This is a genomic window from Burkholderia sp. BCC1988, from assembly GCF_905339895.1.
In the GTDB taxonomy this organism is placed as follows: Bacteria; Pseudomonadota; Gammaproteobacteria; order Burkholderiales; family Burkholderiaceae; genus Burkholderia.
In genome coordinates, this window is record NZ_CAJPHA010000001.1 from 557111 (window position 1) to 573574 (window position 16464).

General features: G+C 70.0%; 16 protein-coding genes and 1 pseudogene. 5 read left to right on the plus strand and 12 right to left on the minus strand.

The features are described from left to right. Positions 1-5: 5 nt before the first annotated feature. Together U4012_RS02360 and U4012_RS02365 are read right to left on the minus strand one after the other, a co-directional pair. Positions 6-1199: an acyl-CoA dehydrogenase family protein gene (locus U4012_RS02360; protein WP_321795833.1), complete on the minus strand. Its 1194-nt coding sequence runs from the start codon at positions 1197-1199 to the stop codon at positions 6-8. Between the two features lie 176 nt (positions 1200-1375). Continuing rightward, complete coding sequence (locus U4012_RS02365) at positions 1376-2515, minus strand: LLM class flavin-dependent oxidoreductase (protein ID WP_044845714.1); 1140 nt, start codon at positions 2513-2515, stop codon at positions 1376-1378. 260 nt (positions 2516-2775) lie between these two features. On the opposite strand from U4012_RS02365, the gene U4012_RS02370 reads away from it, so the two are divergent. After that, a complete protein-coding gene (locus U4012_RS02370) occupies positions 2776-3126 on the plus strand; it encodes a VOC family protein (protein ID WP_124484670.1) in 351 nt (116 codons plus the stop codon). 89 nt (positions 3127-3215) lie between these two features. On the opposite strand, the pseudogene U4012_RS02375 reads toward U4012_RS02370, so the two are convergent. Continuing rightward, a pseudogene (locus tag U4012_RS02375) lies at positions 3216-3362 on the minus strand (LysR family transcriptional regulator); the annotation flags it as partial. 146 nt (positions 3363-3508) lie between these two features. Here U4012_RS02375 and U4012_RS02380 point away from each other — a divergent pair. Beyond that, positions 3509-4897 (plus strand): DHA2 family efflux MFS transporter permease subunit, encoded by a 1389-nt coding sequence (locus U4012_RS02380; protein ID WP_321795837.1) that lies wholly within the window; start codon positions 3509-3511, stop codon positions 4895-4897. A gap of 25 nt (positions 4898-4922) precedes the next feature. Here U4012_RS02380 and U4012_RS02385 read toward each other — a convergent pair whose 3' ends face one another. Continuing rightward, entirely contained in the window at positions 4923-5303 is a 381-nt protein-coding gene (locus U4012_RS02385; RefSeq protein WP_321795839.1) for a DUF4377 domain-containing protein, read from the minus strand. A 241-nt stretch (positions 5304-5544) separates the two neighbouring features. Here U4012_RS02385 and U4012_RS02390 point away from each other — a divergent pair, with 241 nt between their 5' ends. Together U4012_RS02390 and U4012_RS02395 are read left to right on the plus strand one after the other, a co-directional pair. Continuing rightward, positions 5545-6720, plus strand: coding sequence for a helix-turn-helix transcriptional regulator (locus U4012_RS02390; RefSeq protein ID WP_321795841.1), 1176 nt, complete (start codon positions 5545-5547; stop codon positions 6718-6720). Positions 6721-6947: 227 nt separating this feature from the next. Further along, entirely contained in the window at positions 6948-8141 is a 1194-nt protein-coding gene (locus U4012_RS02395; RefSeq protein ID WP_321795843.1) for a tyrosine-type recombinase/integrase, read from the plus strand. Between the two features lie 21 nt (positions 8142-8162). On the opposite strand, the gene U4012_RS02400 is transcribed toward U4012_RS02395, so the two are convergent. The 8 genes from U4012_RS02400 to U4012_RS02435 form a co-directional block, all read right to left on the minus strand. Further along, positions 8163-8381, minus strand: a complete 219-nt coding sequence (locus U4012_RS02400) for a YXWGXW repeat-containing protein (RefSeq protein ID WP_124484665.1) — start codon at positions 8379-8381, stop codon at positions 8163-8165. A gap of 98 nt (positions 8382-8479) precedes the next feature. After that, positions 8480-9643: a DUF1501 domain-containing protein gene (locus U4012_RS02405; RefSeq protein WP_321795845.1), complete on the minus strand. Its 1164-nt coding sequence runs from the start codon at positions 9641-9643 to the stop codon at positions 8480-8482. Positions 9644-9645: 2 nt separating this feature from the next. Further along, positions 9646-11040, minus strand: a complete 1395-nt coding sequence (locus U4012_RS02410; protein WP_044845689.1) for a DUF1800 domain-containing protein — start codon at positions 11038-11040, stop codon at positions 9646-9648. Positions 11041-11269: 229 nt separating this feature from the next. After that, on the minus strand, positions 11270-12115 hold the full coding sequence (locus U4012_RS02415; RefSeq protein ID WP_321795848.1) for a GNAT family N-acetyltransferase: 846 nt from the start codon (positions 12113-12115) through the stop codon (positions 11270-11272). 75 nt (positions 12116-12190) lie between these two features. After that, on the minus strand, positions 12191-12694 hold the full coding sequence (locus tag U4012_RS02420) for a periplasmic heavy metal sensor (protein ID WP_321795850.1): 504 nt from the start codon (positions 12692-12694) through the stop codon (positions 12191-12193). Continuing rightward, positions 12691-13110 carry a hypothetical protein gene (locus U4012_RS02425; protein WP_321795852.1) on the minus strand — a complete coding sequence of 140 codons (420 nt, stop codon included), beginning with the start codon at positions 13108-13110 and terminating at the stop codon, positions 12691-12693. The genes U4012_RS02420 and U4012_RS02425 overlap by 4 nt, the downstream gene beginning before the upstream one ends. Continuing rightward, positions 13107-13871 carry an RNA polymerase sigma factor gene (locus U4012_RS02430; RefSeq protein WP_321795854.1) on the minus strand — a complete coding sequence of 255 codons (765 nt, stop codon included), beginning with the start codon at positions 13869-13871 and terminating at the stop codon, positions 13107-13109. Before U4012_RS02430 ends, U4012_RS02425 begins: the two co-directional genes overlap by 4 nt. A gap of 217 nt (positions 13872-14088) precedes the next feature. After that, a complete protein-coding gene (locus U4012_RS02435) occupies positions 14089-14388 on the minus strand; it encodes a YXWGXW repeat-containing protein (protein ID WP_321795856.1) in 300 nt (99 codons plus the stop codon). Positions 14389-14693: 305 nt separating this feature from the next. Here U4012_RS02435 and U4012_RS02440 point away from each other — a divergent pair, with 305 nt between their 5' ends. Continuing rightward, the gene (locus U4012_RS02440; RefSeq protein WP_044845717.1) at positions 14694-16379 is read left to right on the plus strand and encodes a purple acid phosphatase family protein; all 1686 of its coding nucleotides are present in this window, start codon (positions 14694-14696) and stop codon (positions 16377-16379) included. Positions 16380-16464 lie beyond the last annotated feature (85 nt).

Consider the following 16464-nt stretch of genomic DNA (forward strand, 5'->3'; position numbering starts at 1 on the left):
CCTCGTCAGATGAAATAGTCCGTGTTCTCGCGGCCGAGCATCACGGCGCCGAGGTTCTGGCCGAAGCGGTCCACGTTGTTCGCGTAGTGCGCGCGGGCCGCGTGCAGGTCGAGGAAGCGGCGCACCAGCGGATTGCGGTGATAGATGCCGTTGCCGCCCGCATAGCGCAGCAGTGCGTTCGCGGCCTGCGCGCAACGCTCGGCGACCTGCGCGGACTGGTAGCGAAAATGCACGCGGCGCTCGATCGACACGACCGGGCCGCCCGTCACCGACGCCATCAGTTCCGCGAAATTGCGCTTGAGCAGCACCTTCATCTCGTCGATCGCGACGGCCGCGTTCGCGCACGCGTTCTGCGCGCCCGGATCGTCGGTCGTCTTCGTGCCGCTGTTGGCCGACACGCGTGTGGCCGCATAGCCGGTGAAATCGTCGAGCGCGCCCTGCAGCGCGCCGATGCACGACGTGCACACCGCGCGCACGAAGATCTGCGCGAACGGCAGCCTGAACAGCGGCGCGTCGTTGACGGCCAGGCCCGGGCTCGTGCCCATCATCCCGTCGATCGCCTTGTGCGTGCGGTACGCGGGCACGAACACGTCGTCGACGACGATGTCGTGGCTGCCGGTCGCGCGCAGGCCGAGCACGTCCCAGTCCTGCTGGATCCGGTAGTCGGATTTCGGCAGCAGGAAGGTGCGGTATTCCGGCGGCTGGCCGGCCTCGGCCGGCGGCACCAGCGCGCCGAGGAACACCCATTCGCACAGCTCGCTGCCGCTCGAGAACTTCCAGTGGCCGGACAACCGGAAGCCGCCTTCGACCGGCGTCACGCGGCCGACCGGCATGTAGGTCGACGCGATCAGCGTCGCGGAATCCTTGCCCCATACGTCCTGCTGCGCGCGCTCGTCGAACAGCGCGAGCTGCCAGTTGTGCACGCCGACGACGCCGTATACCCATGCCGTCGACATGCAGCCGCGCGCGAGCGCCATCTGGATGTCGAAGAAGGTTTGCGGATCGAGCTCGTAGCCGCCGTAGCGTTTCGGTTGCAGCACCTTGAAGAAGCCGGCGGCCTGCATGTCGGCGATCGTCTCGGCCGGGATGCGGCCCTGCGCTTCCGCCTGCGCGGCGCGGCCGGCCAGCGTCGGCGCGAGCGCCTCGGCCCGGGCGATCAGCGTGGCGGCCAATGCGTTCGAATCGTTGTCGCGATGCACGAATGTCTCCTGTGATACGGAGCGCGCGCGGCGGCGCCCACCCCGGTCTCTCTTTAAGTGATTCGTCGCGGGCGGCGCCGCGAGCGAGGGTTCCTGCCGACGATGGTCGGCTTCGCGCGGCCGCGCCGCATCGTCCGAAGGGACGACGGGCGCGGCGTGGCGCGACACGCCTCGCCTTATGCGCAGGCGCGCTCCTGTTCCTTGTTGAAGAACGGGATCACGTGCTCGCCGATGTTGCGGATCGTCTCCATCTGCGCGTCGTGCGGCACCGTGCCCATCTGGCACAGGAACAGCACTTCGTCGACGCCCGCTTCCTGCAGGCGGCCCACGTAGCCGATGCAGTCGTCCACCGTGCCGTACGCGTGGTTCGGGTTCATCATCGCGAGCGCCGGATCGGCGAAGTTCACGACGACTTCCTCCGACGCGAAGCGCGAGCGGATCACCATCTCGCCGGTATCGGCCTGCACGAGGTCGTCGCCCCACTTCGCCGGGTCCGGACGCTCGCCGCCCGTGTACCAGTACGCGAGCGATTCCATGAAGTAGCGCTGGCCACGGATGCCGATCTTGCGGGCCTTCTGGCCGTCGGCCATCACGACCGTCGGGCACAGCGCCGCGAGGTGCTGGGTCGGGCGGAAGCCGACCTGGTCTTCCGGCTTGCGGTTCGCCCACGCTTCGCGATAGATCGCGTTCTTCTTCGCGACCTCATCGGGACCGCCGAAGCCGAGCACCAGCGCGCCCATCCCGCGCTGGCCGGCGCGCAGCAGCGCGTCGGTGTTCGTGCAGGCGAGGTACATCGGCGGATGCGGATCCTGGAACGGCTTCGGGTGGATCGGACGCTTCGGAATCTTGATGTACTTGCCGTCGTGCTCGATCTCGTCCTGCACGAACATCTTCGGCACCAGGTACATCGACTCGTCGATCATCGGCTGCAGTTCGTTGAGGTCGTAGCCGAACGCGCCCGCTTCCTGCTGGCTGCCGCCCTTGCCGACGCCGAAATGCACGCGGCCGCCCGACAGGATGTCGAGCAGCGCGACGCGCTCGGCGACCTTGATCGGATGGTTCATCGCCGGCGGCAGGCACACGACGCCGTGACCGAGGCCGATGCGCGTCGTGCGGCCGGCCAGGTACGCAAGGAAGGTTTCCGGCGCGCTCATGTGCGCATAGTTGGTCAGCGACGTGTGCTCCACGCACCAGATCGTGTCGAAACCGACCTGCTCGGCCAGCAGCGCCTGTTCGACCGTCTCCTTGAACACCCGGTGGTCGCCCTCGCGCGATGCGTCGGTGGTCTGGGCTTCGTAGATGAGGGAAAACTTCATTGCGTGCGTCTCCATGTATGTTGGACGAGTCGGGGTCGCGCAGGCCGCCCGCACGATACGGACGAATAGCGACGGTCCACGGATGGGAGTGTCGGCGCGCGGGGCCGCCCGGGCATCGTCTGTTTGGAGTAACGGCACGCATGCGGGGACAGAGGGGTTTCACCGTCGTCCGATCGGACTGCGTCGCGGCCGGCACCGCGCGCTAGCATCGAACGACGGTGCGGTGCGCGCCGGTCACATCACGACAAGGGAGAGAGGGAATGAAGGTATCGATGCTGCTGTACCCGGTCGACGACATCGACACGGCGCTGCCGCTGTTCGTCGACGGACTGGGCCTGAACGTGAAGTTCCGCGACGGCGACCGCTATTGCGCGCTCGACGGCGGCCCGCTGACGATCGCGCTGGTCGCCGGCGACGAGCAGATCGTCGAGCGCGCGGCGCTCACGCTGCGGGTCGATGAGGATGACGACCTTTACGCGGCGATGGCGCGGGTCGTGAAAGCCGGTGCGTCGGTGCGCGTGCCGGTGCAGGCCGGGCCGCACGAATACCGCGCGGTGCTGGAGGACAGGAACGGCGCGCTGCTGGTGCTTTCGCAGAAACGCGCGGCATGACACGGCGACGCGGTGCGTGGCGCGCGGACCGGCCGGCGGGGACCCGGCCGGATGCCGCGCGAAGCGTCGCCGTCCGGTAACGACGTGCGCTACCCGCTTTGATCGACCGCGCCGGGCGCGCGCAGGTCGCTGGTTTCCGGTAGCTCGAGCAGCGTGCCGGCCGGCTGGCTGAGCCGCTTCGCGGCGCGCGCGATGCATTCGACGTCGGGCAGCGCGGGCGGCCGGTCGCCGTTCAGCGCATCGAGGCATCTTCCCGATGACCACCGGAATCGGTACCATCGAGTGCTCGTAGACCGGCCGTGCGCCGGCGCGCGCCTGCCGCTGCCGGGCCGCGCCCCCGTCGCGTCGCCGCCACGCCGGTCGCCGCACTTCCCGTTTCGTCATGTCCCGCGAACCCTCACACTCCGCGCTGCTGTGGATCGTCGCCGCCGCGTTCTTCATGCAGTCGCTCGACACCACGATCGTCAACACCGCGCTGCCGTCGATCGCACAAAGCCTGCATGCGTCGCCGCTCGCGATGCAGCCGGTCGTGGTCGTCTATACGCTGACGATGGCGATGCTCACGCCGGCCTCCGGCTGGCTCGCCGACCGCTTCGGCACGCGCCGCGTGTTCTCGCTCGCCATCCTGGTGTTCTCGCTCGCATCGATCGGCTGCGCGGCGTCGCACACGCTCGGCCAGCTCGTCGTCGCGCGCGCCGTGCAAGGCGTCGGCGGCTCGATGCTGCTGCCGATCGGGCGGCTCGCCGTGCTGCGCCGCGTGCCCGGCGAACGGTACGTCGCGGCGATCGCGTTCGTGTCGATCGCCGCGCAGCTCGGCCCGATCGTTGGCCCGACGCTCGGCGGCTGGCTCACGCAGGCGATTTCCTGGCACTGGGTGTTCATCGTCAACATGCCGGTCGGCGTGGTCGGCTTCATCGCGGTGCAGCGCTTCCTGCCGCACGACCAGGCGATGCAGCCGCCGCCGTTCGACTTCGTCGGCTGCGCGCTGCTGTCGGTCGCGATGATCGCGCTGTCGCTCGCGATCGATCCGCCGATGCGCGCGCACCGCACCGGCTGGGCGATCGGGCTGGCCGCGCTCGGCGTGGCGAGCGCGCTCGCGTACCTGCCCCATGCGCGGCGCCGCGCGCAACCGCTGTTCCGGCTCGGGCTGTTCCGCGAGCCGAACTTCGGCGCGGGGCTGCTCGGCAACCTGCTGTGCCGGATCGGCACGAGCGCGGTGCCGTTCATGCTGCCGCTGCTGATGCAGGTGCAGCTCGGCTATACGCCGCTGCAGTCGGGGATGATGCTGCTGCCAGCCGCGATCGCCGGCGTGATCGCGAAACGCTGGATCGCGCCCCTCGCGAAACGCTTCGGTTATGCGACGTTCCTGGTCGTGAACACGGGGATCGTCGGCGGCGCGATCGCCGGGTTCGCGCTGGTGTCGGCCCGGCCCGCGCCGGTGCTGGAGATGGCGTTGCTGGTCGTGTTCGGCGCCGCGAACTCGATGCAGTTCGCCGCGATGAACGCCGTGACGCTCAAGGGCCTGTCGCACGCCGACGCCGGCAGCGGCAACAGCCTGTTCACGATGATGCAGATGCTGGCGATGGGGCTCGGCGTATCGATCGGCGGCGGGCTCGTGAACCTGTTCGCCGCGCATTGGGGCTCGATGGCGAACGGCTTCATGCTGTCGTTCGTCTGCATGGGCGCGGTCACGCTGCTGTCGTCCGTCGTGTTCCGGCGGATCGATACCGCCGCGCCGCCGCGGCCGGTCGCGCCGCGGCCGTCCGCGTAAGCGCCGCCGCGGGCGAGCGCGGCCGTCAGTTCACCGGGCGACGCTCGACGACCCGCTTGAGCACCCAGCGGATCGACGAACCGTCGGCCGGCGGCTGCGCGACGCGATATTCGTCGACTTCCAGCACATATTGATAGCCGGGCTGGTACGCAAAGCCCTCGATGCCCGCGTACCACAGGCTCCACGGCTCGGCCGGACTGCTGCGCACCTGCAGGCAGTCCATCGGCGCGACGCCCGTGCAGCGCGCCGCCTGCGGCGCGACATAAACGGTCCGGGTCACGGGCCGGCCGTCGGCCGAGCGGTCCGCGCGTGCATCCGGCGCGGCCGCGCCGGTCTGGCATCCGGCGAGTAGCGTGCTGCCGGCAATCAAGGCCGCGCCGAGCAGCGTTCTGGTGTTGCGATTCATCTGATGGTCCTCGGGAAGCGTTGGCGGGCCGTTTAGACGAATGCTGCGCCGGCAAAGTTCACAAATAGCTTACAGCGTGCGCGCCGCCACCCTCATTCGTGGGATGTCACGTCTGCACGGGCACGTTACCGTATTCCGGTGCAGGCAACCGCGCGCCGCCGCCGGCGGTCCGCATTCGCGCATGCACGCACCCGCACGCCCGGCGCACCGCGACCCGGCGGCGGCAACAGGAGACAACCCGATGACCACGGCGCCCCCGGCCCTTCCCCCGTGCCTTGCCCAATCGAAACTGACGCTCGAGCAGTACGACGCGCTGCTCGCGACAATCTACGAAGGCCCGCTGGAAGACGTGCCGTGGGGCGGCGCGCTCGAACAGATCCGCGTGCACCTCGACGCGAACTACGTGACGATGATCCTGCGCTGGCCCGCCAGCGGCCACGCGGGGCTCATGATCAATGCGTCCGCGGCGAGCGCGCCGCTGACCGGCGTCGCATCGTACAACAACTACTATTACGCGCTCGATCCGTTCGTGAACCTGCCGAGCGATCGCGTCGTCACCGTCGACGAGCTGCTCGGCGTCGGCGCGTGGCGCAGCAGCGCGATGTATCGCGAGTTCCTCGAGCCGTTCGACGTCGGCTACCTAATGGGCGCCGACCTGCGCACGCCCGACGGGATCGAATGCCGCTTCCGCGTGTGCCGCTCGCATCACGGCCGCGCGTTCTCGGCGACCGACAAGGCCGTCTGCAATGCGCTGCTGCCGCACCTGAAGCGCGCGGTGCGGCTGCATGCGAAGTTCGGGATGGTCGAATCGGAGCGCACGCTGTATGCGAGCGCGATCGACCGCATGCTCGTCGCGACCGCGATCCTCGACGAGCGCGGCACGATCATGAAGACCAATTCCGTCGCGGACGAGATCTTCGCCGAATGCGACGGCCTGCGCGTGCGCGCCGGTGCGCTCGAGGCATCGTATCCGCTGGAGGACCGCAAGCTGCAAAAGCTCATCCGCCAGGTGCTCGCGGAGCGCGCGGGCGGCGCGCCGTCGGTCGCGCAGGCGATTGCCGTGCCGCGCCCGTCCGGCAAGCCGCCGCTCGGCGTGCTGATCCGTACGGTCCCGCTCAGCGAATGGTCGGAGGACAATCCGCGCCGGCCCGCGTGCGCGATCTTCATCCGCGATGCGGAGCGCAAGTCGCAGGCGTCTCACGACATCGTGCGCAAGCTGTTCGATCTCACGCCGGCCGAGACCGCGCTGGCGCTCGCGCTCGTCAACGGATCGACGCTCGAGGAAGCGGCCGACGAACTCGACATCAGCAAGAACACCGCGCGCTCGCACCTGCGGGCGATCTTTTCCAAGACGGGTGTCACGCGACAGGCGACGCTCGTGCGGACGTTGCTGAACAGCGTGTTGTCGCTGGGGTGAGGCGTTCGACAGGCCGGGAAGCCGGATTCGTGGACGGGTTGCTCCCGACGCCGGAAAGCAGGAAGCGGTCAGCACCGAAACGGCCGATGCAGACGGTATGAGCGCCAGCCGTAAACCCGTTGCGCTTCGCCAAGTCGTGATCGTGTATTACCATCGGCGTTTCCTCGTACGCTTCGTCGCGGCGCGTGCGCCCGCCCGGCCACGGGCGAGCCGCGCCCCCTGTTCGCATGACCTCACCCGTTCCGTCCGACACCGCGCTGCGGCCGCAGCCGATCGACGCGCTGACCGTGCCGGCCGCGCTCGACGGACGCGCGGGCACCAATCGCTCCACGAGCGCGCATCCGCAGATCGCCGCGAACCATGATCTCGACGCCGTGCGCGCATGGCTCGCACGCTTCGTCGATACGCCCACCACGTTCCAGAACTACCGCAAGGAGGCCGAGCGCCTGCTGCTGTGGGCCGTGATCGCGTGCGGCAAGCCGCTGTCGTCGCTCACGCACGAGGATCTGGTCGTGTACCGGCAGTTCCTGCTCGCGCCCGCGCCCGCCGACGTGTGGTGCGCGAACGGCGGCCGCAAGCATCCGCGCGGCGACCCGCGCTGGCGGCCGTTCTACGGGCCGCTGTCGGCGGCCAGCCAGCGGCAGGCGATGGTGATCCTGAACGTGATGTTCTCGTGGCTCGTGCAGGCCGGCTATCTGGCAGGCAATCCGCTCGCGCTGTCGCGGCAGCGGCAACGGCGGCCCGCGCCGCGCGTCACGCGCCATCTCGGGCCGCCGCTGTGGCAGGCGGTCAAGGATGCGATCGCCGCGATGCCGCGCGACGATGCGCGTGCCGCCTTCCATGCGGATCGCGCGCGCTGGGTGTTCACGCTGCTGTATCTCGGCGGACTGCGCATCACCGAGGCGGCCGACACGACGATGGGGCAATTCTTTGCACGGCGCGATGCGAACGGGCGCGATCGCTGGTGGCTCGACGTGACCGGCAAAGGCGGCCGCCAGCGCCTCGTGCCGGCCACCGCCGAGATGATGGCCGAGCTCGCGCGCTACCGGCGCGCGCATGGCCTGCCCGCGCTGCCAGCCGACGGCGAAACCACGCCGCTCGTGCTGCCCGCCGGTCGCACGCGCAAGCCGCTCACGCGCGCGGCGCTGCACCGGATCGTGAAGCAGGTGTTCCGGTTCGCGGCCGACCGGTTGCGTGCGCAAGGGGATGCAGGCGAACAACAGGCGCGCGTGCTCGAACAGGCATCGGCCCACTGGCTGCGCCACAGCGCGGGTTCGCACATGGCGGACGGCCGCGTCGACCTGCGGCTCGTGCGCGACAACCTCGGACACGTATCGCTGACGACGACGAGCCAGTATCTGCACGCAGACGACGACTGGCGACACAGCGAAACCGAGGAGAAGCACCGGATCGGCTGGTGAACGGCGCGCCGGTCCCCTGCTTCAATACACGGCGGCCCAGTGCCCGGGCACCCACGCCCAGTGGTTGCCGGCCCAGCGGTAATGACCTTTCGCCCAGCGATAACCGGGCGCGGGCGGCGGCGGCATCACTTCGGCGACCGGCGCCGGCTGCGGCGGCCGCGCGGGTTCGACCACGCACGCGGACAGCAGCGCCGCGCTCGTCGCCACCCATACGGCAAGCGATACGGATCGGATCTTCATCGTCGATTCTCCCTGTTGTGTAATTGATCGGTCAGCGGAGGCGAACCCGCGTACGCCGTGCATCGAGCCGTGCATCGAGCTGCGCATCACTCCGCGCGTCACGCGGCTCCGCGAACGAGGCCCGTCATCGGCCGCGTCGCGCCGCTTTCCGCGAACAGCATCGACGCGGTATGAGCGGGATCGAGCCGCAGGCTTTCGGCGGCCGCGCCCGCGATCAGCGCGTCGAGCGACGCGGTCGGCTTCAGGTCGCGCCCTTCGTACAGGTCGCCCGGCCGCAGGCCCGGCCAGTCCGCGATCACGCGTCCGCCCGCGACCGCCCCGCCCGCCAGCATCGCGACCGACGCCTGCCCGTGATCGGTGCCGCCCGTGCCGTTCGCGGCGGCCGTGCGGCCGAACTCGGTCGCGACGAGCACCGTGGTCCGCTGCCACACGGGCCCGAGACCGTCGCGCAACGCGGCGAGCATCGTGTCGAGCGCCTTCAACTGATTCGCGAGCCGCGCGTTCTGCGCGCTGTGCGTGTCCCAGCCGGCCGTCTCGATCATCGCGATCCGCGGGCCGTCGTCGCGCGCGAGAAACGACGCCGCGAGCTTGCCGACGCCCGCCGGATCCTGGCGCGCATGCGCGTTGCCGGCGAGACCGCGCGCGGCCATCGCCGATTGCCACAGCGGCCCGAGCTGTGCGTCGGCCTCGTACAGCGCCGACACGCGCGCGAGCAGGTCGTCCGGTGCGGCCGGCAACCCGGACGCCGCATACGACGCGGCCTGCACGCTGCCGCGCAACGCGAGCGGCACCGTCGGCGCGAACGCGATCGCGTTGTCCCGCGTCGCCGGCAACATCGCGGCGAGCCGGTTCAGCCAGCCGTCCTTCACCTGGTACGGCGCGCGCCCGCCCGTCTCGAGCACGTTCTGGCCGTCGAAATGCGAGCGGTCGCGATACGGCGACGCGATCGCGTGGACGAACAGCGCCTCCTTGTCGCGAACCATCTGCACGGTCCGCACGAGCGACGGATGCAGCGCGAACGTGCCGTCGATGCGGGTCGCCGTCGACGCATCGATCGCCAGCGGGCCGCGCAACGACGCATACGCGGGTTCCGCATACGGGACAACGATGTTCAGCCCGTCGGCCGCGCCGCGCTGGATCACGAACACGAAGCGCCGGTCGGTTTCGACGTTCGCGAACACGATGCGCGGCGCGACGAGGATCGCGCCCGCACCGGCGGCGGCGATGCTCAGGAAATGTCGACGGGTAAGGGATCGGGCCATGTTCATCTCCGTTGAAAATCGGGCGACACGAGCAGCAGTGCAAGCGACGTGGTCGCGCTCTCGGCACGCGAGAGTGCCGTCGCCGTCGGTGCGCTCAGCGAGCCGGCCAGCAGCGTCTTGCCGAGCGTGCGCGGGTCGAGCCGGTCGCCCGTGCGTGCGGCAAACCGCTGCGCGATCTCGACGCGGCGCACCAGCGCGTCGGGCGCGGCCCAGCTCGCGGCGACGTCGTCGTAGCCGGCCGGCGACCCGGGCCGCCATACCGGCTGGCCGAGCTGCGCGAGCAGCGGCGCGGCCTTCAGGTCGCCGGTATCGCGCCAGCCGAGCCCGCGCAGCGACGACACGGCCCACTCCCACGGCGTCTTGAACTTGCGATTGACCGGCGACCATGCGTCTGGCGCATCGACCAGCGCGCGATAGACGGTCGGCAAATCGCCGCCGCTCGTATCGAACGCACGGGCGAGCCGGTCGGTGAGCGCGGGCGGCGGATCGTCGGCGACGAAATGTCGGGCGAGCTGGAACGCGACATGCCGGCCCGTCGCCGGCGAACGCGCCAGATCGCCCAGGATCGCGCGCGCTTGCGCATCGCCCGGCTGATCGTAGGTGCGGCCCATCACCGTGCGCGCGCCCGGTTCGTGCAGTTTCGGGCGGAACACGAACGCGCCGGGCGCCACATCGCCGGGCTGCGGCCCGCGTCCGCCGGCGATGCTCCAGCCGGTCAGCGCACGCGCGAATTCCGTCACGTCCGTTTGCGTGTAACCGGTGCGTACCCCGAGCGTGTGCAGCTCCATGATTTCGCGCGCGAGGTTCTCGTTGAGGCCGCGCCGTGCCGCCGGCTGGCGGGCTTCGGCGCGCAGCGCGGCCGGGCTGTCGGGGCCGACCGAGCGCGCCTGGTCGAGGAACAGCTGCATCGCGGGATGCTGCTCGACGGCGACGAGCATGTCCTCGAAGCGGCCGAGCACGTGCGGGCGGATCGCATCGCGCTCGAATGCGCCCGCATACGCCGCGACCGGCCCCTTGTCGACCGACACCGCGAAATGGTTCGACCAGAAATGCACGAGCCGCTCGACGAACGGCGTGGACGTGGCGAGCGCGCTGTTCAACCGCGCGGTGACGGCGCTGCGATAGGCGTCATGGCCGTCGCGACGGATCGACTGCGCACTCGCGCGCCTGGCCGCCGCGTCGTCGCCCGTCATCGTGTTGCGGGTCGTCGCGAAGCGCGTGGCGAGCGTGATCGCGTCCGGCTCGCCGGCCCATGCGGCCGGCCTAGGGTCGTAGCGGTCGAGCTGGGCGACCAGCGCGCCCTTCGGATCGGCAGGCGGCGCTTCGTCGGCCCGCGCGCCGAGACCGAAGCGGTTCAGCGCGATGGCGGCCGGTGAGATGTCGTTCGGGTGGTCCATGACGGGGGCTCTCGCGATGCGTACCCGTGTTTAACGGAGGGTGGCGGGAAATCCGTCGCGGAATGAGCGAAATATTTCGGGTTCGGCGCGGGGATGTATAGCTTGCGGTCGGCTTTCAAGCAGCGGCGAGCTGCGCGCGTGCCGCGCCCGATCGTCAGATTTCCACAGCACTGGTGTTCCCTCCATCACGAGCTGCCGGACGGCAATCGTCCGAGCCTATTCGTGACCGTCACCCCAGCTCGAACGACGTCACGCCGAACACGCGGTCGATCGCGATCGCCGGCGCTTCCTTCGTATACATCCGCGCGGTTTCGAACACGCTCGACATGCCGTGCCGTTCCGCCAGCGCGACGGCCGCGGGATTCGTTTCCGGCACGTCGAGCACGATCATCTCGCCGGGCATGCGCGCCGCCAGCGCGCGAAACAGCCCCGTGGCGACGCCGGCGTCATCGGCGAACAGCGGGCCGATCTTGCAGCCCGCCTTGCAGCGGCGCACGACGCCGTATCCGGTGATGCGACCCGCGTCGACCGTTGCGAGCGCAACGGCATCCGGTTGCGCGAGCCACGCGGAAACGAAACGCGCGCGCGGCGCAGGAAAACACTGGCGGTCGTACGCCAGCAACTGCTCGAACGGGGCCTCGGCCGCCGCGGCCGCGTGCGCGCATCCGATGCCGTCGACGCGCCCCTGATAACGGATGTTGCGATACGCGAGCCGGAACCCCGACTTCCGGTAGTTCGCCTGTTGTGCCACGACACCGTCGAGACCGACATTGCGGTTTCCCAGGTAACGCATGCCGTGCTGCCAGATTCGCATGCCGAAGCCTTTGCCGCGAAACCCGGGTTTCACGATGTACAGACCGATGAAGCCGAAGCGTTCGTCATACGCGACGGCAGCAAGGCACGCGACCGGCTCGCCACGCCACACGCCGACGAAAAAACCGGCCGGGTCCGCTTCCCTGAAACACGGCGGATCATGCAGGCCGGGGTTCCACCCTTCGGCTGCCGCCCATTCGACCGACATGGCCACCTCGTCGGCCGACATGGTGCGCACGATCAAGTCTTCGCTTCGATCCATGATTCGCCTCCGTCGCGGCACTCGAGATCGCCGCCAACCGATTCGCGAGCGTGACGCGTCGTCACGCCACGCCAGTTACTGGCTCCCCGCCGCGTCGTGCTTCCTCTGAAACCTCGCCGGCAGCCGCCAGTTCCCGCTGCGTCGCAACCCGTCGACGAATTTCACGCGCTCGTCGGGCGTCAGCGTCGCCGCGAAATCGACGATGCTGCGCTCGACCTGCCCCCGCAACGCACTATCGGCCGCCCGCGTCCGATCGAGCGCCGCGTCGATCGCCGCGCGATCGAGCTGCGGCGCCGCCAGCAGATCCAGCACCGTGATCCGCCCGTCACGCCCTTCCCGCGCGAAATCCCGACCTTCCTTGCGCGCCGCCTTCAGCGCCGCCGCAAACGCTTGCTGACGCGCGTCGGACAATTCGTCCGCGGCGAACCGCAATGCCGTGCGCTGTCCGGGCATCCCGCCCCCATCCAGGCCTCGATGCGTAGAAAACCACTGATACGCGCCGCCGCCGATCGCGCCGAGCATGAACACGTTCAACACGACCGACCCGACGAGCATGAATTTCCAGCCGCGTTCGCTCATTCGTCGCCTCCGTCGATGCCCGGGCCGCCGAACGTCGTCGTCAGGTAGCCCGGTTCGTGTTGCGCGAACGGCGCACTGCCGAGCATCAGCATCGACACGGCCACCGCGCCCGCCAGCGCGCCGGCCAGCCCGACACCGGCGAACGCCGCGCCCGACCACCACACCGTGCCCCGGCGCCGCGCACGCTCCGGCGCGGGCGCCGACGCGACGATGCGTTCGACGAGCGCCGGCGCGGGCGGCGCGACCGTATCCTGCATGAGCCAGGCATCGAGCGCGGCGGCATCGTCGAGCGCCTCGAGCGCGTCGTGCGGATGCGCTTGCGCCCACGCTTCGGCCGCCGCGCGTTCGTCGCGCGGCCAGCGCCGCGCATCCGAGCCGTACGCGGCGACGATGGTACGGAATCGTTCGGGTGTCATCGCTTGTCCTCGCTAGGTGGGTCGCCGGCCAGTTGCGCGCGCAGGTTGCGCCTCGCGCGCGCGAGCAGGCTTTCCAGCGCATCGACGGTGATGCCCATCAGGTTGGCCGCTTCAACGTTCGACATGTCCTGATAGTACTGGAGCACGAGCGCTTCCCGCTGCCTGGGCGGCAATGCGGCGAGCGCCTCGCGCACGCGCGCATCGCGCGCGCGCAATTCCGCGTGCGCGGCCGGCTCGGGTTGCGGGTCGGGCACGTCGGGCAGCGTGTCGACCGGCTCCTCGCGCCGCCCGCGCAACCGGTCGTAGCACAGGTTCAGCACCACGCGATGCAGCCACGTGTCGAAGCGCGCTTCGCCGTCCCGCCAGCGCGGCGCGTGATGCCAGATCCGCAGGAAGGTTTCCTGCGCAACGTCTTCGGCTTCGGTCCGGTCGCCGAGCATGCGCGTCGCGAGCGCAAGCAGGCGCGGCAGCTTGCGTGCGACGAGCACGCGCACGGCCGACGTGTCGCGCGCGCCGACCCGCGCGACGAGTTCCGCATCCGGATCGGCGTCGCTCAACGCGGGCTGCTCCGCCATGCGCGGCGCGCCCGCCGCATGCTGCCGGCGAGCGTACCCGCCGTCCGGCTGAAGCTCATCGTCGTGCTCTCCTTGCATGCGTCGGGCCGGCGCCGCACGGCGCCATGCCGGCGCGTCCACGGCGCGCCGCGCGCCGTGCCCGGCATCTGCCCGGCCGGTTTCGTCGACATCCGGTTCGAACGGCATATCGATCCTGTCGATCGCGAGCCGGCCGGCGCGATCAATATACGACGACCGGCGCCGGCCGGTAATACACCGGACGCGCCGGCACCACGACGCAGCCGGCCAGCACGACGGCCGCGGCTGTCAGGATCACGATGGTTCGAAAAGGCATGGCTCGACGGATGAGGTTGTGTGGAAGTCCCGCCGCACCGGCGCTGCGCGCCGCGCGGCACCCTGCGCGTCACGCCCAGTGACCCGGCACCCAGCGCCAGTTCGGGCCGCGCGCGGCCCAGTGTCCGGGCAACCAGCGATAGCCGACGCGCACCGCTTGCCAATGCCCGGGGATCCACACGTAGCGGCCCTGCCGCCAGTGCCAATGGCCCTGATCCCATACGTAGCCCGCGCGCGGCGCCGGCATCACTTCGACGCGCGGCGGCGGCGGCGCGACCGGCGCGACGATAACGGCCTGCGCGAATGTGGCGGAGGTCGCCAGCGCGGCCACGCATCCCGCGGCAACCCGTAATGAAATGGAAAGTTTCATGCAAGACTCCGAAGCGTCGTGTAGCGAACGTGATGGCCGGAAGTGGCCGTTCGTTCGTTAAACGACGCATGCGGAAAAATCCGTCGCGACGCGCGCAAATAAATTTCCTCCGCGCCGGCAACGCCGCGCTCACCCGGCGACGCATCGGGCCCGGGCGTGGACGACCGTCTGTCACAACCCGGCAAAACTGCGCTTCGACAATGCGTGTCACCGGGATCCCGCTCGTTTCCGGCCCACGCCCCGGACGCGCTCGCGCACGGCCGGGCGGTTCCGCATTTCGCGTGTCACTCAACGAAAATACGATCATGTCGAACCAGGACAACTTCCCCGCCGAGTCGAACGAGCCGGCCGCTTCCGTATCGCGTCGCGGCTTCCTGAAACTGGCCGGCGTCTCCGGCCTCGCCACCGCCGCAGGCGGGCTCGCGGCCGCCCGTGCCGCCGGGTCGAACCCGGACGGCACCCCCGAACAGGTGCACCTGACATGGGGCAGCGACCCGGCGTCGGAAGTCGCGATCTCGTGGGCATCGCTCGCGCCGGCCGTCAATCCGCGGGCGCGGATCGTCGCCGACGGCGAACCGGCACGCACCGTGCACGGCGTGCAGCGCCTTTACACCGACGGCCTGAACGGCGAAACGGTGTTCACGTACCACGCACGCGTGCACGGCCTGAAGCCGAACACGCGCTACCGCTACGAACTGACGGCCGACAACGACAGCAACGCCGCGCAGCCGTTTGCCGCGACCTTCACGACCGCGCCGCGCGGGCGCGCACCATTCCGCTTCACGAGCTACGGCGACCTCGCGACGCCGAACGGCGCATGGGTGCTGTCGTCGCCGCAAAGCCGCTTCGCGGTGCAGGCCGTCGAGCAGTTCCAGCCGCTGTTCCACCTGCTGAACGGCGACCTCTGCTACGCGAACCTGAACCCCGCGCATCAGCCGGAGGTGTGGCGCGACTTCGGCAACAACAACCAGACGTCGGCCGCGAACCGCCCGTGGATGCCGTGCCCGGGCAATCACGAGATCGAATTCAACAACGGCCCGCAGGGGCTCGACTCGTACCTCGCGCGCTACACGCTGCCGGAGAACGGCACGCGCTTTCCGGGCCGCTGGTACAGCTTCCGCGTGAGTTCGGTGCTGTTCATCTCGCTCGACGCCGACGACGTCGTGTACCAGGACGCTGCCGCGTTCGTCGGCGGCCCGGCTCCGCTGGTGCCGGCCGCGAGCACCGGCCGCGCGCCGATCGAGCCGGGCACGTCGTTCTACGTGCGCGGCTACAGCGACGGCGTGCAGACGCGCTGGCTCGAGCACACGCTACGTCAAGCGTCGCACGATGACGACATCGACTGGATCGTCGTGCAGATGCACCAGGACGCGCTGAGCTCGTCGAAGACGGGCAACGGCTCGGACAAGGGCATTCGCGAGGCATGGCTGCCGCTGTTCGACCGTTACGGCGTCGACCTCGTGCTGTGCGGTCACGATCACGATTACGAGCGCAGCTACCCGGTGCGCGGCTGCAATCACCGCGCGGGCGTCGATGCATCGACCGGCGAAGTCGTCGAGACGCTGCAGCCGCGTCCGGTCGGGTCGACCGATCCCGAGCGCACGACCTTCGACACGAGCCACGGCACGATCCACCTGATCCTCGGCGGCGGCGGCACCAGTGCGCCGCTCGACGTGTACGGCGAGAACCCGGCGACCGGCTTCGCGCAGGCCAAGGTCTTCACGAAGCCGAACCGGCCGGTGCCGGGCGCCGCGCCGAACACGTTCGTGCGCAAGCCGGCCGATGCGCTGGAGGATGCGATCTGGTCCGCGCGCCGCGATACGGGCACGGGCTACGGGATCGCCGTGTTCGACCACGATCCGGGCAAGCCGGGCGGCCACACGACGATCACGATGCGCTACTACCATGCGCCGGGCGCGGATCAGCACCCGAGCGCACAGTACGAGCTGTTCGAGACGATCGAGCTGAGCAAGAAGCGCCGCGAGCGCTGATGCGACGGCCGCCCGCAACGCATGATCGCGCGGCGGGCGGCCGGGGCTGGCGCGTGCGGGACGGCGCGCGCGACGCGCTGATGGA